At 73.4% G+C, this 22,248-nt stretch carries 23 protein-coding genes and 1 pseudogene; 11 read left to right on the top strand and 13 right to left on the bottom strand.

From position 1 onward, the window contains the following. Positions 1 to 88 precede the first annotated feature (88 nt). Entirely contained in the window at positions 89 to 1,153 is a 1,065-nt protein-coding gene (locus LJ221_RS07445; RefSeq protein ID WP_241714802.1) for a lactonase family protein, read from the top strand. A gap of 73 nt (positions 1,154 to 1,226) precedes the next feature. Here the strand turns inward: LJ221_RS07445 and LJ221_RS07450 are convergent, their stop codons facing one another. The 5 genes and pseudogenes from LJ221_RS07450 to LJ221_RS07470 all read right to left on the bottom strand — a co-directional run bounded on the left by LJ221_RS07450 (position 1,227) and on the right by LJ221_RS07470 (position 5,544). Continuing rightward, positions 1,227 to 2,219 carry a hypothetical protein gene (locus LJ221_RS07450; RefSeq protein WP_241714803.1) on the bottom strand — a complete coding sequence of 331 codons (993 nt, stop codon included), beginning with the start codon at positions 2,217 to 2,219 and terminating at the stop codon, positions 1,227 to 1,229. A 160-nt stretch (positions 2,220 to 2,379) separates the two neighbouring features. Then, the gene (locus LJ221_RS07455; protein WP_241714805.1) at positions 2,380 to 3,396 is read right to left on the bottom strand and encodes a BadF/BadG/BcrA/BcrD ATPase family protein; all 1,017 of its coding nucleotides are present in this window, start codon (positions 3,394 to 3,396) and stop codon (positions 2,380 to 2,382) included. Then, positions 3,393 to 4,070, bottom strand: a complete 678-nt coding sequence (locus LJ221_RS07460) for a uracil-DNA glycosylase (RefSeq protein WP_241714807.1) — start codon at positions 4,068 to 4,070, stop codon at positions 3,393 to 3,395. Before LJ221_RS07460 ends, LJ221_RS07455 begins: the two co-directional genes overlap by 4 nt. A 6-nt stretch (positions 4,071 to 4,076) precedes the next feature. Then, positions 4,077 to 4,746: pseudogene (locus LJ221_RS07465) on the bottom strand (hypothetical protein). Positions 4,747 to 4,839: 93 nt separating this feature from the next. Beyond that, positions 4,840 to 5,544: a DUF305 domain-containing protein gene (locus LJ221_RS07470; RefSeq protein WP_374228398.1), complete on the bottom strand. Its 705-nt coding sequence runs from the start codon at positions 5,542 to 5,544 to the stop codon at positions 4,840 to 4,842. Between the two features lie 195 nt (positions 5,545 to 5,739). Between LJ221_RS07470 and LJ221_RS07475 the strand changes: the two genes are divergently transcribed. Next, on the top strand, positions 5,740 to 7,221 hold the full coding sequence (locus LJ221_RS07475; protein WP_241714810.1) for an LVIVD repeat-containing protein: 1,482 nt from the start codon (positions 5,740 to 5,742) through the stop codon (positions 7,219 to 7,221). Positions 7,222 to 7,345: 124 nt separating this feature from the next. Here the strand turns inward: LJ221_RS07475 and LJ221_RS07480 are convergent, their stop codons facing one another. The 5 genes from LJ221_RS07480 to LJ221_RS07500 form a co-directional block, all read right to left on the bottom strand. Further along, positions 7,346 to 8,005: a TetR/AcrR family transcriptional regulator gene (locus tag LJ221_RS07480; protein WP_241714812.1), complete on the bottom strand. Its 660-nt coding sequence runs from the start codon at positions 8,003 to 8,005 to the stop codon at positions 7,346 to 7,348. Positions 8,006 to 8,367: 362 nt separating this feature from the next. Then, entirely contained in the window at positions 8,368 to 9,084 is a 717-nt protein-coding gene (locus LJ221_RS07485; protein WP_241714814.1) for a phosphatase PAP2 family protein, read from the bottom strand. Between the two features lie 88 nt (positions 9,085 to 9,172). Beyond that, the gene (locus tag LJ221_RS07490) at positions 9,173 to 10,117 is read right to left on the bottom strand and encodes a M56 family metallopeptidase (protein ID WP_241714816.1); all 945 of its coding nucleotides are present in this window, start codon (positions 10,115 to 10,117) and stop codon (positions 9,173 to 9,175) included. A gap of 316 nt (positions 10,118 to 10,433) precedes the next feature. Next, positions 10,434 to 10,673, bottom strand: a complete 240-nt coding sequence (locus LJ221_RS23660; protein WP_308314736.1) for a hypothetical protein — start codon at positions 10,671 to 10,673, stop codon at positions 10,434 to 10,436. A 165-nt stretch (positions 10,674 to 10,838) separates the two neighbouring features. Continuing rightward, entirely contained in the window at positions 10,839 to 11,231 is a 393-nt protein-coding gene (locus tag LJ221_RS07500; RefSeq protein ID WP_241714819.1) for a VOC family protein, read from the bottom strand. 88 nt (positions 11,232 to 11,319) lie between these two features. Here LJ221_RS07500 and LJ221_RS07505 point away from each other — a divergent pair, with 88 nt between their 5' ends. Next, on the top strand, positions 11,320 to 11,946 hold the full coding sequence (locus tag LJ221_RS07505) for a GNAT family N-acetyltransferase (protein WP_241714821.1): 627 nt from the start codon (positions 11,320 to 11,322) through the stop codon (positions 11,944 to 11,946). Here LJ221_RS07505 and LJ221_RS07510 read toward each other — a convergent pair. Next, entirely contained in the window at positions 11,918 to 12,601 is a 684-nt protein-coding gene (locus LJ221_RS07510) for a glycerophosphodiester phosphodiesterase family protein (RefSeq protein WP_241714823.1), read from the bottom strand. The two genes, LJ221_RS07505 and LJ221_RS07510, sit on opposite strands and share 29 nt — an antisense overlap. A gap of 300 nt (positions 12,602 to 12,901) precedes the next feature. On the opposite strand from LJ221_RS07510, the gene LJ221_RS07515 reads away from it, so the two are divergent. The 3 genes from LJ221_RS07515 to LJ221_RS07525 are packed head-to-tail and all read left to right on the top strand — an operon-like array spanning position 12,902 to position 16,211. Continuing rightward, entirely contained in the window at positions 12,902 to 14,314 is a 1,413-nt protein-coding gene (locus LJ221_RS07515) for a DUF6421 family protein (protein ID WP_241714825.1), read from the top strand. Between the two features lie 32 nt (positions 14,315 to 14,346). Then, positions 14,347 to 15,117, top strand: coding sequence for an SDR family NAD(P)-dependent oxidoreductase (locus tag LJ221_RS07520; RefSeq protein WP_241714827.1), 771 nt, complete (start codon positions 14,347 to 14,349; stop codon positions 15,115 to 15,117). Continuing rightward, on the top strand, positions 15,096 to 16,211 hold the full coding sequence (locus tag LJ221_RS07525; protein ID WP_241714829.1) for a low specificity L-threonine aldolase: 1,116 nt from the start codon (positions 15,096 to 15,098) through the stop codon (positions 16,209 to 16,211). Before LJ221_RS07520 ends, LJ221_RS07525 begins: the two co-directional genes overlap by 22 nt. 75 nt (positions 16,212 to 16,286) lie before the next feature. Here LJ221_RS07525 and LJ221_RS07530 read toward each other — a convergent pair whose 3' ends face one another. Both LJ221_RS07530 and LJ221_RS07535 read right to left on the bottom strand, forming a co-directional pair. Beyond that, positions 16,287 to 17,006 carry a 1-acyl-sn-glycerol-3-phosphate acyltransferase gene (locus LJ221_RS07530; protein WP_241714831.1) on the bottom strand — a complete coding sequence of 240 codons (720 nt, stop codon included), beginning with the start codon at positions 17,004 to 17,006 and terminating at the stop codon, positions 16,287 to 16,289. Between the two features lie 122 nt (positions 17,007 to 17,128). Continuing rightward, on the bottom strand, positions 17,129 to 17,548 hold the full coding sequence (locus LJ221_RS07535) for a DUF4395 domain-containing protein (RefSeq protein WP_241714832.1): 420 nt from the start codon (positions 17,546 to 17,548) through the stop codon (positions 17,129 to 17,131). Positions 17,549 to 17,730: 182 nt separating this feature from the next. Between LJ221_RS07535 and LJ221_RS07540 the strand changes: the two genes are divergently transcribed. The 5 genes from LJ221_RS07540 to LJ221_RS07560 all read left to right on the top strand — a co-directional run bounded on the left by LJ221_RS07540 (position 17,731) and on the right by LJ221_RS07560 (position 22,167). Next, positions 17,731 to 18,942: a transposase gene (locus LJ221_RS07540; protein ID WP_241714833.1), complete on the top strand. Its 1,212-nt coding sequence runs from the start codon at positions 17,731 to 17,733 to the stop codon at positions 18,940 to 18,942. 154 nt (positions 18,943 to 19,096) lie between these two features. Then, the gene (locus tag LJ221_RS07545; RefSeq protein ID WP_241714843.1) at positions 19,097 to 19,513 is read left to right on the top strand and encodes a thioredoxin family protein; all 417 of its coding nucleotides are present in this window, start codon (positions 19,097 to 19,099) and stop codon (positions 19,511 to 19,513) included. 128 nt (positions 19,514 to 19,641) lie between these two features. After that, positions 19,642 to 20,175, top strand: coding sequence for a flavin reductase family protein (locus tag LJ221_RS07550; RefSeq protein WP_241714834.1), 534 nt, complete (start codon positions 19,642 to 19,644; stop codon positions 20,173 to 20,175). A 177-nt stretch (positions 20,176 to 20,352) separates the two neighbouring features. Further along, positions 20,353 to 21,138, top strand: a complete 786-nt coding sequence (locus LJ221_RS07555) for an electron transfer flavoprotein subunit beta/FixA family protein (protein WP_241714835.1) — start codon at positions 20,353 to 20,355, stop codon at positions 21,136 to 21,138. Between the two features lie 66 nt (positions 21,139 to 21,204). Further along, positions 21,205 to 22,167, top strand: coding sequence for an electron transfer flavoprotein subunit alpha/FixB family protein (locus LJ221_RS07560; protein ID WP_241714836.1), 963 nt, complete (start codon positions 21,205 to 21,207; stop codon positions 22,165 to 22,167). Positions 22,168 to 22,248: the final 81 nt, after the last annotated feature.

Genomic DNA, 22,248 nt, shown 5'->3' on the forward strand with positions numbered 1-22,248 from the left:
CCAGGCCAATGCTACGGTCGCCCCGGCCCCGGAACGGGGCAGCGATTCGGGCAGAGCCGGACGGGAACGAACGGGAGAGGGCGGCACAGTGGACGGTGCGGACGGTGCGGACGGCGGACGGCGGGCGTACATCGGGTCCTACACCTCGGCGGGCGGACACGGCATCACCACGGCCGCCGTCGACCCGGACACCGGGGCGCTGACGGTGCTGCACCACACGGATGCGGTACCCGACCCCTCCTACCTCGCGCCGGGGCCGGGCGGAGGGATGCTCTACGCGGTGAGCGAGACCGAGGACGGCCGCGCCGCCGCGCTGTCCCTGGCCGACCCCGACCGGCCGAGCCCCGCCGGGGCGCCGGTGCCTGTCGAAGGCGCCGGACCTGCCCATCTGACCTGTGCGGCCGGACAGTTGATCACCGCCAACTACACGTCGGGAAGTGTCAGCTCGCTGCCGCTGCGGCCCGACGGCACCCTCGGCGCACAGCCCGCCGTACTGCCCCACAGCGGCCGCGGGCCGGTACGCGGGCGGCAGGAGGGGCCGCACGCCCACGCCGTGGTCGCCGACGCCTCGTGGCGCTGGCTGCTGGCGGTCGACCTCGGCGCCGACTCGGTGTGGGTCTACCGGCTCGACCACGCCGCGGCCGCGCTCCGCCCGCACGGGCGGACGCCGCTGCGGCCCGGCAGCGGGCCCCGGCACCTGGCCTTCCATCCGCGCGGCGACCGGGCGTACATCGTCAACGAGCTGGTCTCCACCGTGGTCTGCTGCCGCTGGGACCGGACGAGCGGCGTTCTGGAGCCCGCGGGGGAGGTCGGCACGCTGCCGGCGGGTTCCGGGGCGGAAGGGAAGAACCATCCCTCGGAACTGGTGGTCTCCGCCGACGGCCGCTGGGCCTGGGCGGCCAATCGCGGACACGACAGTATCGCCGTGCTGGCCCTGGAGCCGCACGGCGAAGGCATGGAGCTGGTCACCACCGTCCCCTGCGGGGGGCACTGGCCGCGCGACCTGGCCCTGGACCCGGCCGGGCGCAGGCTCTACGCCGCCAACGAGCGGTCGGGCGACGTGACCTGGTTCGACGTCGAGCCGGGAACCGGGGTGCCGCACCGGGCGGGCTCGATCCAGGCGCCGGCCGCCACCTGCGTCGTCCTCTGCTGAGGGACCGGCCGGGGACCCGGCACGCCGCCCGGTCGCCCCGCGGCCCGGCGGGCCGCGGGGGGAAGGGCCTGGGTCAGTGGGCCTGCGCCCTCTGCGGCGACCGCTGGGCGATGCCGAGCTTCGCGGCGTAGGTGGAGGCCACCAGCCTGCCCACCGCCGTGTAGGAGCCCAGCGGTTCGGCGGCCCGGCAGTCGGCCTCCCGCGCGGCGGACTCCAGCAGGCCCTCGGGGATCTCGGGACCGATCAGGCAGGGAGCCAGGGCGAGCTGCTGGGAACCGGCCTCGCGCAACTGCTCGGCGGCGCGGGTGACGGCGCCCTCCTCGTCCAGCCCCGCGGACAGCACCGGCACCGCCAGGCGCGCGGCCAGCAGCATCCCGGTGATCCCGGCGGCCTGTACGGCCTCCTCACCGCCCATGGCGGCCAGGATGATGCCGTCGGCGGCGGTCGCCACGGTGAACAGCCGGGCGCGGTCGGCCCGGGCCAGCCCCGCCTCCGAGAGCTTGACGTGGACGGCCTCGGCCAGCAGCGGGTGCGGGCCGAGCACGTCGGTCAACTCGGCGCCGGAGCCGCTCTCGAGCACGGCCTGGCGTATCCGGCGCAGCTGCGCGCCGTCGGGCCCGGCCAGCAGGGGGACGACCACCCCGAGCGGGGCCTCCTCGATCCGGCGGCGGGCGGCCTCGGCCTCGGCCTCCACCTCGGCGGCCTCCGCACCGGCCTCCATCGCCTCGGCGGCGGCGGACTCGATGGCGGCCGTCGCCGCGGCGGCCCGGGAGGCGCGATCGGCCGCGGCCTGCGTCAGCACACTCTGGAGGGCGGGGAACTCGCCGTCGTCACCGTCCACGAAACCGACCCGGGCGTCGAGACCGGGCAGCTCGGAGCGGGCGATGCTCAGGATCTCCTCGGCAAGGCTCCGGGAGGCGCCGGAGGGCACCCCGGGGACGGCCAGCACCAGAGCGGGCGCACCGTCAGGCGCCATGGCGGGCCGAGGACGGCGGTGCCGTCCGGGCTGGCGGGGACGCGGCATTCGTACGGGCAGGCCGTTCGCGGGCCCAGTGGGGGTGCTCATGGCGCCGCATGCTAATGCCTTGACGAGTTTGGCTGTTCGGGCGGGGCGGAGGAGTGCCGGTCTGTCCCCTTTTGTTCAGCGTGTCGCGGTGACGAGTCCATTACGCCGCGTTGCGGAGGCGTGTTGCACGGTGTGTCCGCTTCCGTCTCCTCCTCCCCCCTCACCTGATGTGGAGAAGGACCGGATCCCGCGGCAGCCGCAGTGTGCCCCGGGCCAGCCGGGCGGCCAGGAGCAGGGCTCCGGCCAGGGGGTCCCCCGCCGCCGGAACGGTCCGGGTGTGCGGCAGCCGTACGGCCAGCTCCCGCCGCAGGGGGGCGAGCAGCGGCTCGCCGATCCGGAAGAGTCCGCCGGTCAGAGCGACGAGGCTGTCCCGGGCCCCCGGGCAGACGGCGGCGGCGCTTTCGGCGATGTGAACGGCCGCCTCCTCGACGATGCGCGCCGACACCGGGTCCCGGTCGGCGCATCCGGCCACCTCCGGGGCGAACGAGGCGAGCACCGCCGGGCGGTCGGTGCGCGGATACAGCTTCCCCGGCAGAAAGGCCGCGGGGCCGAAGAGGGCCTCGGCGCGGGCGAGCAGCGCGGCCGAGCCGTCCGTCCGGCGGTCGTGGGCGCGCATCGCCGCCTCCAGCCCGGCCCGGCCGATCCAGGCGCCGCCGCCGCAGTCGCCCAGCAGATGACCCCAGCCGTCGGCGCGCCGCCAGGAACGCAGGTCCGTACCCGTCGCGATCATCCCGGTCCCGGCGGCGACCACGGCGCCGGGCCGCTCGCCCAGGGCTCCGGCGTACGCGGTCACGGCGTCGGCGGCCAGCGCCGTGCACCGGGCACCCAGCTCCCGGGCGAACGCCTCCGGCAGCATGGCGCGCAGTTCGCCGCCGAGCGTCGCCATGCCCGCCGCCCCCACGCACACGGCGTCGATCCGGAGTCCGGCCGCGCCCGTCCCGGCGGCGTGCGGATCGGCGGCGGCCAGCAGGGAGCGGGCCCGGGGCAGCGCCAGCTCCAGCAGATGGGCCGCGTCGATGCCCGCGGGGCCGGTGCGCACCGGAGAGTCCGCGGCGGCGGTGCCCACCGGGCCCGGCGTCGCCGCGCGGGCGTCATCGCCGGCCCGGGCCAGGGCGAGGCGCAGGCCCGATCCGCCCGAGTCGATCCCCAGGACCCAGGGCGCCGGGCGGCCCGTCACGGCAGGCGCCAGTCGACCGGCTCCCCGCCCTGCCGCACCAGCAGCTCGTTGGCCCGGCTGAATGGCCGCGACCCGAAGAACCCACGGTCCGCCGACATGGGGGAGGGGTGGGCCGACTCCACCGCCGGGTACGCCTCCAGCAGCGGCCGCAGGTTCCGGGCGTCCCGGCCCCACAGGACGGCCACCAGCGGCTTGCCGCGGGCCGCCAGAGCCCGGATCGCCTGCTCGGTGATCTCCTCCCAGCCCTTGCCCCGGTGCGCCGCGGGCCGACGCGGCGCGGTGGTCAGCGCCCTGTTGAGCAACAGGATGCCCTGCCGCGTCCACGGGGTGAGGTCACCGCAGGACGGGCGGGGCGTCCCGAGGTCGCCGTGCAGTTCGCGGAAGATGTTCTCGAGGCTGCCGGGCAGCGGGCGCACCTCGGGTGCGACGGAGAAGCTCAGCCCGACGGCGTGGCCCGGTGTGGGGTAGGGGTCCTGGCCCACGATGAGGACCCGTACGTCGTCGAAGGGCTGCTGGAAGGCGCGCAGCACGTTCGGCCCGGCGGGCAGGTAGGTGCGCCCCGCGGCGATCTCCGCGCGCAGGAAGTCGCCCATCGCGGCGATGCGTCCGGCCACCGGCTCCAGTGCCTTGGCCCAGCCCGGTTCGAGGATCTCGTTCAACGGTCGTGCTGCCACGGGCGGTCACTCTACTGGGTCGGTCCGCTGCCTCTCAGCCGATCGCACGCAACCGGCCGCCGCCCGCGCGGGCCGGTGCGGCGCCCCGGCGTCAAACAGCCCGGGTGTGCTGGTCGGGCGGGCGCACCGGACGCTCCGAGCCGAGCGCCCGTGCGGCGCGGAGCGTCGGTGCGGGTCTCGCAGCAGCTCCCGGCCGAGGAACACCGCGTCCGCCTCGCCGTTCTCGACCGTCTTCTCGGCCTGCTCCGGTTCGGTGATCAGCCCCACCGCCGCCACCGGCAGCCCCGTCTCGGCCCTGACGCGGGCGGCGGAGGGGGCCTGGTAACCGGGGCCGACGGGGATGCGCGCCCCCGGCACGGCGCCTTCGCCGGAGACGTCGGTCAGATCCGCACCGTGCTCGCGCAGCAGCGCGGCCGGCCGCACGGTCTCCTCGGGACTCCAGCCGCTCTCCGCCCGGTCGGTCGCCGAGACCCGGACGAACAGCGGCAGTTCTCCGGGCCACACCTCCCGCACCGTGTCCGCGATCCTCGGGGCCGGGTGTGCGCGGTTCTCGAAGCTCCCGCCGCAGACAGCCGTGCGCACCGTGAATCTCGGCGACCTCGAACCCGGCCTCCGGCGCCCGTCGCGCCGCTTCGGTGAACCGGTCGACCATGTCGTCGATCTGCTTCCGCGTCATCTCCAGCGGTACCGGACGACCCTCGGTGAAGGGCGGGGCGCTGGGGGCGACCGGCTGCCACCCGCCGTGGAGATCTCCGTCCGCGACGGTCCGTCAGGACATCGCACGCATCCGGTTGATCTCGGCCGTCTGCTGGACGGCCACGTCCCCGGCCATCTCCTGGACCTGGACGTCGCGGCCGTCGGCCGTCACGTCCCTGGCCATCGTCACCGCGCCCCGGTGGTGGGCGATCATCAGCTTCAGGAAGAGCCGGTCGAAGTCCTCGCCGCGGGCCTGCCGCAACTCGTCGAGCTGCTCCTCGGTCGCCATGCCGGGCATCGGCGCGCCGCCGTGGCCGCCGTGGCCGCCGTGCTCTCCGTGGTCCTGGTGGCCGCCCCCCTCGCCCTCGTCACGGCCGTTGCGCTTGAGCCAGGATCGCATCGCCGAGATCTCCGGGCCCTGGGCCGCCGCGATGCGGTCGGCGAGCCGGCGTACCTTGCCCGGTCCGGCGTGCTCCTCGGCCAGGTCGGTCATCACCAGCGCCTGCCGATGGTGCTCGATCATCCCCGTGACGTAGGAGAAGTCGGCCGCGCTGGGCTTGTCCCTGAGCGTCTCGCCCGCCTTCCGCGCCTCCTCCGGGGAGAGCGTCTCGGCGGCCTCGCCCGGCCTGCCGGGCGCGATCACGGACGGGCCGCCGCCGGGGGCCGCATCGTCCGGACCGTCCTCGCAGCCGGTCAGCGCCGTCAGCGCCGTCAGTGCCGCCAGGGCGGAGGCGAGCGCGCGGACGGGAAACCAGGATCTGTGACGGACGGTCACCATTCCTCCTGTGGCACGGGATACGCCGGTTCCCCGATCCTGGCACGGAACGCTCCGGCATGCGCGAATCCCGGCACGGAGGAACCGGTCACGCGTCCGTGTTCCCCTGTCGGAACAGGGGTGCGAGAAGTCATACTGCCCGAGTCCGCGAGCCGCCCAACTCGGGGCGCTGCCAAGCGGATCGACAGAGAGGGATCAGTGACGTCGTTGCCCAGACCCCGTGCGCGGCGCAGACACCTCGGCGCGGCGGCGGTACTCGGCCTGCTGTCCACGCTCCTGGCCGCCGGACCGGCGGCGGCAATTCCCGACTCCGGTGACTCGCCGGCCACGTCCGGGAAGGTGTCGAAGCGGGACCGCGCGGAAGCCGAAGCCGCCGTCGACAGCGGCGGGATACCCGGCGTGGACGAGATCGTCCACAGCGGGAACGTCTCCCACCTGGCCAATCTGCCCAAGGGGGCGCTCAGGAGCCTCAACACGGACCTGGCCTTCCAGGACCGCTACGCCTTCGCCGGTAACTACGACGGCTTCACCGTCTACGACATCAGCCGCCCGAAGTCCCCGAAGGTCGTCAGCCAGGTCCTGTGCCCGGGAGGCCAGAACGACATCTCCGTCTCCGGGGACCTGCTCTTCCTGTCCACCGACTCCTCGCGCAGCGACGACTCCTGCAACAGCACCGCCCAGTCGCCGACGGAGAAGAGCTCCTGGGAGGGCATCAAGGTCTTCGACATCAGCGACAAGCGGAATCCGCGGTACGTCGCGGCCGTCGAGACCGCCTGCGGCTCGCACACCCACACGCTGGTGCCCGACCGCGGGGACGTCTACGTCTACGTCTCTTCCTACTTCCCGGACGAGACCTTTCCCGACTGCCGGCCGCCGCACGACGGGATCTCCATCGTGAAGGTGCCGCGCGGGGCTCCCGAGAAATCATCGGTGATCGACTTCCCCGTCCTCTTCCCGGACGGCGGCAACCCCGGCCCGCCGGAGAACCCGGTCGCCATGGTGCCGACCACCGGCTGCCACGACATCACCGCGTTCCCCGAGATGAGGATCGCCGCGGGCGCGTGCATGGGCGACGGCATCCTGATGGACATCTCCGAGCCGGCCGCGCCCCGCGTCATCGACCGGGTCCAGGACAACGAGAACTTCGCGTTCTGGCACTCGGCGACCTTCAACGAGAACGGCCGGAAGGTCGTCTTCACCGACGAGCTCGGCGGCGGCGTCGGCGCCACCTGCAACGCGGAGGTCGGGGACAAGCGGGGCGCCAACGGCATCTACCACATCACCGGCAAGGGCGATCGGCGCGAGCTGGTGTTCAAGAGCTACTTCAAGATCCCCCGGCACCAGGCCGGGACCGAGAACTGCGTGGCCCACAACGGCTCGCTGATCCCGGTCAAGGGCCGGGACATCATGGTGCAGGCCTGGTACCAGGGCGGTGTCTCCTTCTGGGAGTTCACCGACTCCACCAGGCCCCGGGAGATCGGGTACTTCGAGCGCGGCCCGTACTCCGACCCCGACTCCATCGGCGGCTCGTGGTCGGCGTATCACTACAACGGCCACGTCTACTCAAACGACATCCAGATGGGCTTCGACGTCCTGCGGATCCGCGACCGGCGCACCGCCGGCGCCGAGCGCGTCCGGCTTGACGAGTTCAACGCCCAGACCCAGCCCGACTACCGCTGAGCCGGCCCGTGACCGCCTGAGCCGTTCGACATCACCCCCGGACACCGGACACCGGATACCGGACCTCCGCAGCCGTGCCGCCGGGGTCCGGCCGTTGACCCCGCGGCCGGACCGGCGCAGGGGTTCACAGCGGGCCCGACAGGGGCAGCAGCGAGCCCTGCCCGGACGGCTCCCCTCCGGAGGGGTCGGGAGGGAAGCCCAGCTCCCAGTCCAGCCCGTACCGCGCGAACAGCTCGGCGCGCAGCCTCGCCGACGGCATCGGCGCCCCGGGCAGCAGCACGGCCACCACCGCCCCCATGAGCAGTGCGCGCAGCAGCGGGTAGTCGGTGTCCGGGTCGTGCGAGCCGTAGCCGACGACGGCGTCGCGCAGCAGCCGGGCCAGCCGCTGCTGCTCGTCGCACTGGACGAAGCCCTCGTGCTGCAGGATCCCGGCCATGTGCGTGCGCATCAGCGTCGGCCGGTCACGGGCGAGGCCCAGGACCGCGTCGATCGCGCGGGCCAGCCCCTCCCGCCCGGCGTCCGGGCCCGCGGGCCGCGGTTCCCGGTCCAGGGTCTCGGCCAGGGTGAGGTGCATCAGCCGGTGGACGGCCGACTGGAGCAGCTGCCGCTTGCCCGGGAAGTAGTACGACACCAGACCCCGTGCGGAACCGGCCCGGTCCGCGATGTCCCCCAGGGTCGTCGCCTCGTATCCGCGCTCGTCGACGAGCTCCACCGTCGCCTGCAGCAACCGCTCGCGGGATCGCCTGCGCAATTCCTCATTGACCGATGCGCTGCGAGGGGACATCCTGTTAACTCCTGCGTTGACTGGCTCAGGGCCAATATACTCAGCGGTCTCCGGACGCCGACCGGCGAGTCACGGCGGTGTCCGGTCGGAAGCCGGTCTCGGGCGACGCGGGGGATCGCCCGAGACCGGCCCCTCTCCATCCCATCCGTACGGCTGCCCGCCCGGCCCGCTCAGCCGGCGCGGTCCACCGGGTCCAGAACTGGACGCAGTCCGTCGGGGCGCCGGTCGCAGCCCGGCAGGCACGGTGCGCGGGGAGGCGCCGCCGGGCAGCGCACCGGCCTCGTCGAGCACGGCGCGCAGCCAGTCGGCCGCCGGTTCGACGCGCAGCGGTGTCCAGGAGAAGTCGAAGAGAACGCCCCTGTTCACCATGGGGACGATCCTTCCGGGCCGCGTCGTCGCGGTCGAGGGCGCCGGACACCGCGTCCGCCCCACAGCGCCGCCGTGACGGCGGCCACGGCGAAGCCCAGCAGCCAGCCGACGACCACGTCGGTGGGCCAGTGCACACCCAGGTAGACCCGGGTGAACCCCACCCCGGCGACACTCGCCGCGCCCACCCACAGGAGGGCCAGGCGCACGGGGCGGCCCGCTCCGCGCAGCTGCGCCAGCCACAGCAGCAGGCCGCAGGTGAGCGCCGCCGTCATGGCGTGGCCGGAGGGCAGCGCGGCGAAGTCCGCGGAGTCCACCGGATCACTCCAGCGCGGGCGGTCGCGGTCGAACAGGGCCTTCAGGGCCTGCTGGAGGAGGGCGCCGGCGATCGCGGCGGCCGAGAGCCAGAGCGCCGGCCGGCGCGCGCCGCGCAGCACCAGCCACACCACCGTCACCAGCAGCACGGCCCGCATCGTCCACGGATCCCAGACCCAGTCGGTCAGCACCCGGTTGAGCCGTGTCCAGCCGGGCTCGGTGACCGCTGTGCGGTGCAGCTCGCCCGTGACGCGTGCGTCGAGGTCCAGCAGCGGGTCCCACCCCGTCAGGACGAGCACGGTGAGCACGGCGGCGGCAACGGTGCACAGCGGGGCGGCGAGGTACGGGAAGGAAGGCCGGGGGGAACACCGGGAGGACGGCTGTGGGGAGGGGGTCATGCAGGAGAGAATCGCCGCTGGGAGGCGGTCCAACCGTCCGGTCGGCGAGTCGGCCGGTCGAGGGGGAGCGCGCAGCGGCGCGTGAACGTCAGCCCAGCGCCCTGAGCCCGGGGGCGAAGGCCACCAGCAGCGGCACCAGCGGCACCAGGGCCGCCAGCGCGGTCATCCGCAGCCGCCGGACCACCGTCAGCCGGGGAGCGGCCCTCAGCAGCCGGTCGACCCGCTGCGGCACCTGTGCGCCGCGGTGCGAGGCGTTCGGGTCGAAGACCCCGCGCTCCTCGTTGAGTTCCACCAGAGCCAGGGCCACCGCCAGCCGTCCGCAGCGCCGCGAGGCCACGTCGTCGGCCGCCAGCTCCACCAGCCGGTGCACCTGGTCCCGGAACGCGTGGAAGACCGGCACCTGCGGGAAGCCGGCGGCGAGCGCGGACGAGCAGTTCAGCAGCCAGTCGTGACGGGCCCGCAGATGGCCCCGCTCATGGGCGAGGACGGCGTCGAGCCTGCGTCCCTCGAGCCGGCGCAGGGCCGCGGTGGTGACCACGAGCCGGGGCGTGCTCCCCGGCAGCCACCAGGCGTCCGGGCGCTCGCTCTCCAGCACCGCCAGCCGCTCCCCGGAGGCCGGTTCCTCGCCGGGCAGCAGCGGGGCGCGGGCGAGGAGTTCGGCGCGCCGGGTACGCCGACGGGCGCGGGCGTGGCGGATCTCCCGAGTGAGCATCGCGGCGGTCCACAGGCCGCCGCAGGCGAGCACCACCGCCACCACCGCGGGCCAGGAACCGCCGAACGCGCTGAGCCCGTACGCCTCGACGACCCGGCTCGGGGCCGGGGCGAAGACGTGGCCGCGCACGGCCTGCCAGGCCGCCGCGCCGGACAGGGCCATGGCGAGCACACAGCACAGCAGCACGGCGACCACCACGCACTGCCACACCAGCAGCGCCAGCACCGGCTCGCGGTCCGGCCAGGAGCCGCGGGCCAGCACGCGCGGCGCCGTCGCCGCGATCAGTGCGCCCAGGACGATCAGTGCGAGCGCGACCATCATGAGGACAGCCTATGAGCCGCCGACCGCCCCGCGGCCGGCGGAAAACGTGAAGTGACGCACGCCTCACCGACGCGGCGTCCCACCGGTTCCGGCGGAGGCCTCAGGAGCTGAGCGGCATCGTGAACATCCCCATCCCCATCCCCAGCCGGCAGGCCGCCGCCACCTCCGGGCCCCATGGCGTCCCGGTACTTCGGACACCGTCCGCGCCGCCGTCCGTGCCGGCCCCGGACGGGAGGCGGGGGGGAGGCCTGCGCGGGAACCAGCCTGACCCCGGCGAGCAGCGTGTACAGCGTGAAGTAGACCAGCAGCGCTCCGGTCAGCGCCGCCGTGGAGGCCGGCCGCGCGGACGGTGCCGCATGGTGCCCGTGGGCGGGGGCGGCGGCTCCACCGCCGAGGCGGGTAGCGCCATCACGGCCATGCCCAGTCCCATGACCGCCTCGCCGGCGGCCTCCCGCCGCCGCCCGGGCGCACCGTCGCGCGCCTGCCGCAGGCAGTACACGCCCACGGTCCCGCACAGGGCCACCAGCATCCAGCCGACCGGCTCCGGTCCGTGCACCCCGCCTCCCCGCCACACCCCCGGCCGGCCCCTCCGGCCTGTTCCGCGGGGAGGATGCCCGGAACCGGGCGCGCGCACGGGAGCGCGCGGGGGCAGTGGTGGAGCGCGGCCGGAGCGCATGCCCCGGTGCCGCGGGCAGCGTTGCCGGAACCCGTGCGGGAGGCTTCAGATTCCGGGGCGGTAGCGCAGCGGATGGTCCTCGGGAATCTCGACGAGGACGATCGGCACCCCGTCCGGATCACTGATCCACATCTCCACCAGTCCCCACGGCTCGCGCCTGGGCCCGCGCGACACCTCCACGCCGCGGGCGGTGAGCTCTCGGTGGGCCCCGGCCGCGTCGGCGACCTGGAGCCACAGCCGCAGGCCGGGCGCGGGCGGGTCCTCGGACCGGCCGGAGACCTCCAGGAAACCGCCGCCCAGGAAGTAGACGGTCCCGCGCTCGGGCCCGGTGCCGAACTCCCGGTACACCGCCAGCCCCAGGGCTTCGCCGTAGAAGGCCCGCGAACGGTCCGGGTCGGTGGGGCGCAACAGGATCCGGCTGCTCAGTACGTGAACCATGCCGTCGAGCCTAGGCCGTGGCCGGAGTGCTGTCCGGCATACGAGCCGGCCGGCCGGGGCGCGTGGACGGAGGGTTAGGCTCGGCTCCATGAACGTCCCGAACGTCCTGAACACCGTGAGCGGCCCCACCTCCCCGGTCCCCGGCCTCACCCCCGGGACCGCTCCCGGTCCGGGTTTCAGGACCGCGGGCGAGGACGACGTCCCCGCGCTGGTCGCCCTGGTGGAGTCGGCGTACCGGGGCGAGGCCAGCCGGACGGGCTGGACCACCGAGGCGGATCTGCTGGATGGACAACGCACCGACCCCGAGGGAGTCGCCGGCATCATCCGCGCCCCCGGCAGCCTGATGCTGGTCGCCGAGCGGGACGGGCAGCCGGTCGCCTGCTGCCAGCTGGAGCGCCGTGCGGGCGAGGCGGGGGAGGCCGTCGCGTACTTCGGGATGTTCGCCGTCCGGCCGGCCCTCCAGGGCGGCGGGCTGGGCAGGGCGGTCCTGGCGGAGGCCGAGCGGGTGGCGCGGGAGCGCTGGCAGGCCAGCGAGATGCACATGACGGTGATCACCGCCAGGGCGGACCTGATCGCCTGGTACGAGCGCCGCGGTTACGTCCGCACCGGACGCACCAGCCCCTTCCCGTACGGCGACGAGCGCTTCGGAGTCCCGCTCCGCGACGATCTGCGGTTCGAGCTGCTGGTCAAGCCGCTCCGCCGGCCGCCTTCCTGACGGCGGGCAGGTCGGTGACCACGCCGTCCAGGCCCAGCTCACGCACGCGGGCCAGGTCCTGGTCGGTGTTGACCGTCCACGAGATCACCTTCAGGCCCGCGGCGCGGCAGCGTCCGACGACCTCCGCGTCCAGCCGGCGCAGTTCGCAGGAGACCATCGCGGCTCCCAGTTCCACGGCGCGCTCGGGAGCGGTGGGCGTGGAGGAGCCGGTGACCAGCGCGATGGGGAGGTCCGGCAGCAGCCCGCGGGTTTCGCGCAGGGCTTCGTCGTGGAACGAGATCACCGTGATCCGCCGCTGAAGACCGAGCCGCTCGACGGTCTTCGCCAGCACCCGGGCCGCGGCACGGTCCTTGATCTCGGCCTGGAGCGGTGCGGAGACCGCTTCCACGACCTCCTCGAAGACGGGGACGCGCTCGCCCCGGCCGGCGTCCAGCTCGCGCAGTTCGGCCAGGGTCTTCCCGGCCACCGGACCGGAGCCGTCGGTGGTGCGGTCCACGTCGGCGTCGTGCATCACCACCAGTGCGCCGTCCCGGCTCAGGTGGAGGTCCAGTTCGATGACGTCGAAGCCCTCGCGGTCGGCCCGGACGAAGGAGCGCAGGGTGTTCTCGGGCTCGACGCCCATCACCCCGCGGTGTCCGACGGTCAGCAGTGGCACGGCGCGTTCTCGCTTTCCTGCGGTGTCCCGGGAGGTGGTGCGTACGCGCGGCAAGGGTAGCCGCGGACGATCACCGCCCGCGGAGCGGGGTGCCCGTGGCGGGGAAGGCCGGGCGCGGAGCGGGCAGGAGGCGTGGGATCGCCGCGCGTACGGAGATCCCTTCCCCTCCAGGGGGTGTTCACAGGAAGAACACCCGCGTTGCGAGTAGATGACGGAAGAATTTCCTCACCCTCGGGTTGATCGGTGAAGTCTGCGCGGCTACGGTGCTGGTACGAGAGTTTCTTCTGTGAAGGGGTAGTGATGACGGAAATCCTTTCGCCCGCGGTGATGACGGGTGGCGCTCCGACCGCCGACGGCCCGTCCGCTGGCCGTGTGGTGGAGCACCCCGCCTGGGCAGTGCTCAAGGAGGCCGTCGAAGCCGTCCGCCCCGCCCAGTCGAAGGACGGCTCCATCGACTTCGAGGCCGAGGGCGCCCCAGCGCGGGCCGAGGTCGAGCGGCTCGTCGAGCGGGTCGTGGCCTGCGTCGAGGAACTCGCGCCGCTGCTCCCGCACAACGAGGCGTACCACCGCGCCCTGGTGGCCGACCTGCGCCGCTGGGCCGGGAGCGGCTTCGGCGTCCCCGACTTCCTGGACTCCCTGCTGGCCTTCCGGCCCGCCTCCCACCGCGTCGACGGCCTCCAGCACCTGGTCGTCTTCCCCATGTACACGCAGAACGGCAATCCCGACCGCAATCTGGAGGCTGTCGCCCTGCGCGTGGTCTGGCCGGACTGGCTGGCCGAACTGGAGCGCACCCGCTACGACAACCCGCTCTTCCTCGGCATCACCTTCGAGGACTTCACCAGCGGCTACGACACCCACTCCGCGGTCCTCTTCCCCGAGACCGTCGCCGTGCGCGAGGCGCCCGAGCGGTTCTCCTGGGGAGGGATCTTCTGCGACCGGGAGGCCGCCCGTTTCCGCCGCGTCGTCGACGCCGCCTGCGAGGTCACCAAGCTGGAGCTGCCCGAGGACGCCCGGGGGCTGCTGGCCGACCAGAAGCGCGCCCAGCAGACCTTCGTGCTGTGGGACATGGTCCACGACCGCACCCACAGCCACGGCGACCTGCCCTTCGACCCTTTCATGATCAAGCAGCGCCAGCCGTTCTGGATGTACGGCCTGGAGGAGCTGCGCTGCGACCTCACCGCCTTCCACGAGGCCGTGAAGCTGGAGGCCGACGGTTTCGAGCAGGGCCGCGACGTGCAGTACGCCGTGCTGCTGGAGCGCCTGTTCCGCTTCCCCGTCACCGGTGAGCGCAGCCGCAACTACGACGGGCTGGGCGGCCAGCTGCTGTTCGCCTACCTCCACAAGCACGACGCCCTGCGCTGGACGGACAACAAGCTCGGCATCGACTGGCAGCGGGCGCGGGAGGTGACCGTGCACCTGCGCGAGGAGATCGAGACTCTCTACCGGGAGGGCATCGACCGCCCGAAGCTGGTCCACTGGTTCAAGGCCTACGAGCTGGTCTCCACCTACCTCGCCCCGCATCCCGGCTCGGCCTGGGCCAAGGGCCCAGACGCCCTGGACCTGAGCCTGCCGCCGCGCAAGCTGGTGGACGACGTGCTCCCCGACGAGTTCCCGCTGAGCATGTTCTACGAGGCCCTCGCCAAGAAGCTGCGTAACGTGATCGCGTCGACCAAGGGCATCACCGCCGAGTCCGCCCTCCCGGCCGCGGCGTGACCACCGGACGTAACAGAGAGGCGATCACCACCATGACCAGCACACCCAACGGCAACGGCGGCCCCCTGGACGGCGCCGTCGTCGCCGTCGCCGGCGCGGCCGGGCCCGCCGGCCGGGCCGCGCTGCTGAACCTGGCCGAACGGGGCGCCACCGTCGTCGCCGCCGACGCGGACGCCGAACGGCTGGCCGAGGCCGTGGACAGGGCCCGCTTCGCGCACGGCGGAGCCGCCGTCACCGGCGACACCGTCGACCTGCTCGACCTGGAGGCCACCCGCGAATGGGCCACCCGCACCGAGAACGAGTACGGCCGCGTCGACGGGCTGGTGCACCTGGTCGGCGGCTGGCGCGGCTCGGCGGCCTTCGCCGAGACCGACCTGTCCCACTGGGACCTGCTGGAGAAGCTGCTGGTACGCACCGTGCAGCACACCTCCCTGGCCTTCGAGGGAGCCCTGCGCCGCAGCGGAAACGGCCGCTACGTCCTGATCAGCGCCGCCGGCGCCACCCGCCCCACCGCCGGCAACGCCGCCTACTCCGCGGCCAAGGCCGCGGCCGAGGCATGGACGCTGGCCCTGGCCGACGCCTTCCGCAAGGCGGGCAAGGGGTCGGATGCGGGGCCTCCGGCCGCTGCTGCCATCCTGGTGGTCAAGGCGCTGGTCAACGACGCGATGCGCGCCGAGCGCCCGAACGCCAAGTTCGCGGGCTTCACCGATGTCGGGGAGCTGGCCGAGGCCATCGCCGGTGTCTGGGACAAGTCCGCCGAGGAAGTGAACGGACACCGCCTGTGGCTGACCCCGCAACCGTAGAGGCCCACCCGACCGAGGAGCCCCCGGCATCCCCACCGACGGATGCCCGGCGCCGCCACGATCCGCGGACGCGCGGCTTCGCCAGCGACAACTACGCGGGCGCGCACCCGGAGATCCTGGCGGCGCTCGCCCTCGCCAACGGCGGTCACCAGACCGCCTACGGGGAAGACGACTACACCGCCCACCTCCAGGAGGTCTTCCGCGCCCATCTCGGGCCGGCGGCGGAGGTCTTCCCGGTGTTCAACGGCACCGGCGCCAACGTCGTGGCCCTCCAGGCCCTCACCGACCGCTGGGGCGCGGTCGTCGCCGCCGAGAGTGCCCACATCAACACCGACGAGTGCGGCGCACCCGAACGGGTCGGCGGGCTGAAGCTGCTGACCGTACCCACCGAACACGGCAAGCTCACCCCCGGACTCGTCGAGCGCGAGGCGTACGGCTTCGACGACGAGCACCGGGCGATGCCGCAGGCCGTCTCGATCACCCAGAACACCGAACTGGGCACCGTCTACACGCCCGAGGAGATCCGGGCGATCTGCGAGACGGCCCACGAACGCGGCCTGGCCGTCCACCTCGACGGCGCCCGCATCGCCAACGCGGCGGCCGCGCTGGACGTGCCGCTGCGGGCGTTCACCACGGACGCGGGCGTGGACGTGCTCTCCTTCGGCGGCACCAAGAACGGCATGCTCTTCGGCGAGGCCGTCGTCGTGCTGAACCCCGGCGCGGTGCGGGCGATGAAGCACCTGCGGAAGCTGTCGATGCAGCTGGCGTCCAAGATGCGGTTCGTCTCCGTGCAGTTCGAGGCGCTGCTCGCCGGAGACCTGTGGCTGCGCAGCGCCTCCCACGCCAACGCCATGGCCCGGCGGCTGGCCGACGGCGCGCGCACCGTCGACGGAGTGGAGATCCTCCACCCCGTCCAGGCCAACGCCGTCTTCGCGCGGCTGCCCCACGACGTGAGTGAGCGGCTGCGCAAGCGCCACCGCTTCTACTTCTGGGACGAGGCCGCCGGCGACGTGCGCTGGATGTGCTCCTTCGACACCACCGAGGAGGACGTCGACGGCTTCGTCGCCGCGCTGCGGGAGGAGATGGCCCGCTGAGACCGCGCTGGGCGGCCCGCCGGCCGGAAAGGGGCGGCGGGCCGCCTTCGGGTCGCGCGCGGTCCCCGGCCCGCCCTACAGAGAACCGGCCTCGGCCGGGGTCGGGGCGGTGCCGCCCAGGTGCGCGGGCATCCACCAGGTGTCGTCCGGGCCCTTGGGCCGCACCGGATACGCCCGCTGGGCCGCCTCCAGCAGTTCCTGCACACGGCCGCGCAGCCGCTCGGTGAGCCCGGCCGCCGACTCGCCCTCGGCGGGCCGCAGCGGTTCGCCCACCCGGATGGTGATGGGGAAGTGGTTGCGGCCGAAGTCCCTCTTGCGGCCCTTGGTCCACAGCCGCTGCGTGCCCCACAGCGTGACGGGCAGCAGCGGGACGCCCGCCTCCTGGGCCATCCGGGCCGCACCGGTCTTGAAGTTCTTCAGGGTGAACGACTGCGAGATCGTGGCCTCGGGGAAGACGCCGATGATCTCGCCCGAGCGCAGTGCCTTCAGCGCGTGGTGGTAGGCGTGCTCGCCCTGCGAGCGGTCCACCGGTATGTGCTTCATCGCGCGCATCAGCGGCCCCGAGACCCTGTGCCGGAAGACCGACTCCTTCGCCATGAAGCGCACCAGCCGCTTGGCGGGCCGGGCGGCCAGCCCGGCGAAGACGAAGTCGAGGTAGCCGATGTGGTTGCTGACCAGCACGGCGCCGCCGCGCCGCGGGACGTGCTCGGTGCCGTCGATGTCGAAACGCAGGTCGAGCGCCCTGAACAGGGTTCGGGCTGCGCCGATCACGGGCGGATACACCAGTTCTGCCATCTGGGAGGACCCTTCTGGGAAGCTGCCTGGGGAGGGTTCTCCCGGCGGATCTACCCGAACCTACGTCGCCGTAACTTCCCTGGCCAGTTCCGGGGACGGGAGATCCTCGTCACGTTCGGCAGTCACCCGGCGCCCCACCCCGCGACCCGGCGCAGCACCAGGTACACCTCGCAGCCCAGGCAGTAGCCGAAGGCGGCGTTGAGGAAGGCCGCGGCGAGCGCGCAGGCGGTCGCCGCCATGCCCAGCCACAGGGGCCCGGCGCCGTACCCGACCAGACCCACCAGGGCGAAGGCCAGCCCCACGCCCTGCGCGAAACGGGGCGGCGCCGCGTGTTCCATTCCGGCTGGCGGCCCCAGCCGGGGCCGGACCAGGTGGCGGAAGAGCAGCCCGTACGGTGAGCGCGCCACGCCGAGCACCGCCCCGGCGGCGAACACCAGCGTCTGCGCGGCCAGCAGCCGGAAACTCCCGCTGGCCAGCACGGCGGCCAGGACCGCGGTGGTCACGGCGGCGGCGAACCTCGTTCCCCGTGTGTCGACCCTCATTGTGTCTCCTTCGTGGGTGCCCCCGGCTTCGGCTGGGGGTGGGGGTGCCTCCCGCTTGCGGGGGAGAAACCAAGTCCCTGCGGAGCGGGGCAGGGAGAGGCGAACCGCCGCCGGGGCGGTTCGGCGTCTGCGGCCGCCGGCCGATACCCGCTGCTCACACGGAAGCCGGTAGGATGTGAGGGATGGCGCGGCAGGGCAAGCGGGCGTATCGGTACCGCTTCTACCCCACGGACGAGCAGGCAGCGGAGCTGTCGCGCACGTTCGGCTGCGTCCGCCTGGTGTACAACAGGGCGCTTCAGGAGCGTACCCGGGCCTGGTACGGCGAGCAGTGCCGTATCTCCTACGCGGAGTCCTCCGCGATGCTGACGGAGTGGAAGAGGACCGGGGAACTGGCCTTCCTGAAGGAGGCGTCCTCCGTCCCGCTCCAGCAGGCGCTGCGCCACCTTCAGGCGGCGTTCGCCAACTTCTTCGCCCAGCGCGCCCAGTACCCGCGGTTCAAGAGCCGGAAGAAGTCGCGGGCGTCGGCGGAGTACACCCGCAGCGCCTTCATGTGGCGTGACGGGCGGCTGAAGCTGGCGAAGATGTCCGAGCCGCTGGACATCCGCTGGTCCCGTCCGCTGCCCGAGGGTGCGGAACCGACCACGGTGACGGTCTCCCGCGACAGCGCCGGGCGCTGGTTCGTCTCCATGCTGTGCGAGGACACCGTCGCGCCGGCTCCGGCCACCACGAACGCGGTCGGCATCGACGCCGGCCTGACGTCCCTGGTGACCTTGTCGACCGGGGAGAAGGTAACCAACCCCCGGCACGAGCGGCGCGACCGAGCCCGCCTGGCCCGCGCACAGCGAGAGCTGTCGCGCAAGGCGCCGGGATCGAACAACCAGGCCAAGGCCCGCCGGAAAGTGGCCCGCGTGCACGCGCGGATCGCCGACCGGCGCCGCGACCACCTGCACCAGCTCACCACTCGGCTCGTCCGTGAGAACCAAACGGTCGTGATCGAGGACCTCACCGTCCGCAACCTGCTGAAGAACGGCCGCCTCGCGCGCGCCATCTCCGACGCGTCGTGGACGGAACTGCGCTCCATGCTGGAGTACAAGTGCGCCTGGTACGGGCGCGACCTCGTCGTGATCGACCGCTGGTTCCCCAGCAGCAAGCTGTGCGGGGCCTGTGGCACGGTCCGTGAGAAGCTGCCGCTGAACGTCCGCACCTGGACCTGCGAGCACTGCGGCACCACCCATGACCGCGACACCAACGCGGCACGCAACACCCTGACCGCCGGGCTGGCGGCAGCAGCCTGTGGAGACGGTGTAAGACCTCAACGGGAGACCTCCCGGACGGGGCAGCAGTCGGCGAAGCAGGAACCCCAGCGGGCGACCGCTGGACTCCCCCGCCCTTAGGCGAGGGAGGAAGTCAAGGCGACAGCATTCCGCACTCCGTGGGGCGCCGGGGGCCGGATGCGGGAATCGGCGGCATGGCCCCGGGCGCTGTGGGAGACGATGCGGGCGGAGCGGCGGGGTGACAGGGGCGGCGGAGATGACAGGGACGACGGGGATGACGGGTCTGGTCGTGTGTCTGGCGGTGCTGGCGCTGGCCGGCGCCTTCGGGATGGCGCACAGCAGACGGAACGGAAGGATGACGGTGCGCGGACGGGACGCGGAGGAGAGGCTGACCGCCGGGGAGGTGGGCGCCGAGCGGCTGGGGGAGCGGGCCACGCTGGTGCAGTTCTCCAGCGCCTTCTGCCAGCCCTGCCGGGCGACCCGGCGGATCCTGGCCGAGGTGGCGGAGATGGCCGAGGGAGTCGTCCACGTGGAGGTGGACGCCGAGTCCCGGCTGGATCTGGTGCGGCGGCTGGGGATCATGCGCACCCCCACCGTCCTGGTGCTGGACGCGCGGGGCCGGATAGCCCGGCGGGCGAGCGGACAGCCGCGCAGGGCCGATGTCATCGCCGCGCTCGGGGAGGCCGTGTGAGGGCCGGGAGGGCCCCTGGGGCCGGCAGGGGCGCCGGCCGCGTGACCCTGGTCCCATCAGGGGTGGACGAACTTGACGCGGGCCGCCCGCGGTGGACGGCCTGGCCTGCCGTGGGCAGGGGATCTCGGATGAGCGCACCGAACGGCATCCGGCGGACGGCGGAGGCGGCCGGGGCCGGTCCCGACCTGCTGCGCGCCGTCTTCCGGCGGCACGCCGCCGGGGTCGCCGTGATCACCGCCCACGGGCACGGCCGTCCCGCCGGCTTCACCGCGACGTCCCTGGCCTCCGTCGCCGCCGAACCGCCGCTGATCTCCTTCAACATCGCCACGTCCTCCTCGGTGTGGCCGGTGGTCGCCGAGGCGGAGCACGTGGGGGTGCACATCCTGGGCGAGCACCAGCGCGAACTTGCCGACACCTTCGCCCGTCCCGGCGCGGACCGCTTCGCGCCGCCCACCCGCTGGCGCCGCGGACCGCACGGGGCGCCGGTGCTGGAGGGCGTGCTCGCCTGGACGGTGTGCGCTGTGGTGGCCCGGGTGCCGACCGGCGACCACCGGGTGGTCCTGGCGGAGGTGGTGGCCGGGGACTCCTCCGGCACGGGCCGCCCGCTGCTGTACCACGCGGGGCGTTACAACGCGCTGGGAGAGGGCACAGTGCCCTCCTGAGCCGTTGGAAAGGTCACAGTTCACCGGCCTTGCCGCCGGGTAAGTGCCTGGATGTACTGGCGAGTAATATCCTGGACGGAGAGCCGGCCCCACCGGACCGGATTCCGCCCGATCAGGCGCCTATGCTGCCTGTGAGACAAGGCAGCCAGTAATGACGACGCAAGTAGGAGAGCCGGCGTGAGCTTGAGGATCGTTGTCTGTGTGAAGTACGTGCCCGACGCCACCGGCGACCGGCACTTCGCCGACGACCTGACCGTCGACCGCGAGGACGTGGACGGTCTGCTGTCGGAGCTCGACGAGTACGCCGTCGAGCAGGCCCTGCAGATCGCCGAGAATGCCGACGACGCCGAGGTCACCGTGCTGACCGTCGGTCCCGAGGACGCCAAGGACGCGCTGCGCAAGGCGCTGTCCATGGGCGCCGACAAGGCCGTGCACGTGGAGGACGACGACCTGCACGGCACCGACGCGATCGGCACCTCCCTGGTGCTGGCCAAGGCCGTCGAGAAGACCGGCTACGACCTGGTCGTCTGCGGCATGGCCTCCACCGACGGCACGATGGGCGTGCTGCCCGCGCTGCTGTCCGAGCGCCTGGGCGTGCCGCAGGTCACGCTGCTCTCCGAGGTCTCCGTTGAGGGCGGCAAGGTCACCGGCCGCCGCGACGGCGATACCGCGACCGAGCAGCTTCAGGCCGCGCTCCCCGCCGTCGTCTCCGTGACCGACCAGTCCGGCGAGGCGCGCTACCCCTCCTTCAAGGGCATCATGGCCGCCAAGAAGAAGCCGGTTCAGTCCCTGGGCCTGGAGGACCTGGGCATCGACGCCGACGAGGTCGGCCTCGAGGGCTCCTGGACGAAGGTCGACGCCGCCGCCGAGCGCCCGGCCCGCACCGCGGGAACGATCGTCAAGGACGAGGGCGAGGGCGCCAAGCGGCTCGCCGAGTTCCTCGCGGGCCAGAAGTTCGTCTGAGCCCGAAGGCCCGGCGCACCCCCCACTCCTTTCCGTCCTCGCAATCCTCGCAGGAGAGCAACTCCCATGGCTGAAGTCCTTGTCTACGTCGACCACGTGAACGGCGCCGTCCGCAAGCCCACCCTCGAACTGCTGACTCTGGCCCGCCGCATCGGCGACCCGGTCGCCGTGCACCTGGGTGCCGACGCGGACGGTGCCGCCGCCACGCTGGCCGAGTACGGCGCGGTGAAGGTGCTCGCCGCCGACGCCCCCGAGTTCACCGACTACCTCGTCGTGCCGAAGGTGGACGCGCTCCAGGCCGCCTACGAGGCCGTCTTCCCGGCCGCGGTGCTGGTCCCCTCCTCCGCGGATGGCAAGGAGATCGCGGCCCGCCTGGCGCTGCGCATCGGCTCGGGCGTCATCACCGACGCCGTCGACCTGGAAGCCGGCGACTCCGGCCCGGTGGCGACCCAGTCGGTCTTCGCCGCGGCCTTCACCACCAGGTCCCGCGTCACCAAGGGCACCCCGGTCATCACCGTCAAGCCCAACTCCGCCGCACCCGAGGCCGCCCCGGCCGCGGGCACGGTCGAGCAGCTCCCGGTGACCTTCGGTGAGAAGGCCACCGGCACGAAGGTCGTCTCCCGCACTCCGCGCGAGTCGACCGGCCGCCCGGAGCTGACCGAGGCCGCGATCGTGGTCTCCGGTGGCCGCGGCGTCAACGGCGCCGAGAACTTCTCGGTCGTCGAGAACCTCGCCGACGCCCTCGGCGCGGCCGTCGGCGCCTCGCGCGCCGCGGTGGACGCGGGCTGGTACCCGCACACCCACCAGGTCGGCCAGACCGGTAAGTCCGTCTCGCCGCAGCTGTACATCGCGGCGGGCATCTCCGGCGCCATCCAGCACCGGGCCGGCATGCAGACCTCGAAGACCATCGTGGCCGTCAACAAGGACGAGGAGGCCCCGATCTTCGACCTGGTCGACTACGGCGTGGTCGGCGACCTCTTCGACGTCCTCCCCAAGCTCACCGAGGAGGTCAAGGCCCGCAAGGGCTGACACCCTCCGCGGAAGGCGGACAGCGGCCGGGGCCGCGCGGCCTACGACGTGGTGATCCGGCTCGACGACCCCGGCTGCGCC

The sequence above is a fragment of the Streptomyces sp. CNQ085 genome, from assembly GCF_022614595.1.
GTDB lineage: Bacteria > Actinomycetota > Actinomycetes > Streptomycetales > Streptomycetaceae > Streptomyces.

Bases quoted from the DNA above. Each gene is read 5' to 3' on its own strand.
- LJ221_RS07485 (WP_241714814.1), bottom strand. From the start codon at position 9,084: ATGACCCCCTCCCCACAGCCGTCCTCCCGGTGTTCCCCCCGGCCTTCC.
- LJ221_RS07520 (WP_241714827.1), top strand. From the start codon at position 14,347: ATGACCAGCACACCCAACGGCAACGGCGGCCCCCTGGACGGCGCCGTC.
- LJ221_RS07450 (WP_241714803.1), bottom strand. From the start codon at position 2,219: ATGAGCACCCCCACTGGGCCCGCGAACGGCCTGCCCGTACGAATGCCG.
- LJ221_RS07550 (WP_241714834.1), top strand. From the start codon at position 19,642: ATGAGCGCACCGAACGGCATCCGGCGGACGGCGGAGGCGGCCGGGGCC.
- LJ221_RS07545 (WP_241714843.1), top strand. From the start codon at position 19,097: ATGACGGGTCTGGTCGTGTGTCTGGCGGTGCTGGCGCTGGCCGGCGCC.
- LJ221_RS07560 (WP_241714836.1), top strand. From the start codon at position 21,205: ATGGCTGAAGTCCTTGTCTACGTCGACCACGTGAACGGCGCCGTCCGC.
- LJ221_RS07535 (WP_241714832.1), bottom strand. From the start codon at position 17,548: ATGAGGGTCGACACACGGGGAACGAGGTTCGCCGCCGCCGTGACCACC.
- LJ221_RS07515 (WP_241714825.1), top strand. From the start codon at position 12,902: ATGACGGAAATCCTTTCGCCCGCGGTGATGACGGGTGGCGCTCCGACC.
- LJ221_RS07540 (WP_241714833.1), top strand. From the start codon at position 17,731: ATGGCGCGGCAGGGCAAGCGGGCGTATCGGTACCGCTTCTACCCCACG.
- LJ221_RS07490 (WP_241714816.1), bottom strand. From the start codon at position 10,117: ATGATGGTCGCGCTCGCACTGATCGTCCTGGGCGCACTGATCGCGGCG.
- LJ221_RS07530 (WP_241714831.1), bottom strand. From the start codon at position 17,006: ATGGCAGAACTGGTGTATCCGCCCGTGATCGGCGCAGCCCGAACCCTG.
- LJ221_RS07480 (WP_241714812.1), bottom strand. From the start codon at position 8,005: ATGTCCCCTCGCAGCGCATCGGTCAATGAGGAATTGCGCAGGCGATCC.
- LJ221_RS07500 (WP_241714819.1), bottom strand. From the start codon at position 11,231: ATGGTTCACGTACTGAGCAGCCGGATCCTGTTGCGCCCCACCGACCCG.
- LJ221_RS07505 (WP_241714821.1), top strand. From the start codon at position 11,320: ATGAACGTCCCGAACGTCCTGAACACCGTGAGCGGCCCCACCTCCCCG.
- LJ221_RS07470 (WP_374228398.1), bottom strand. From the start codon at position 5,544: ATGGTGACCGTCCGTCACAGATCCTGGTTTCCCGTCCGCGCGCTCGCC.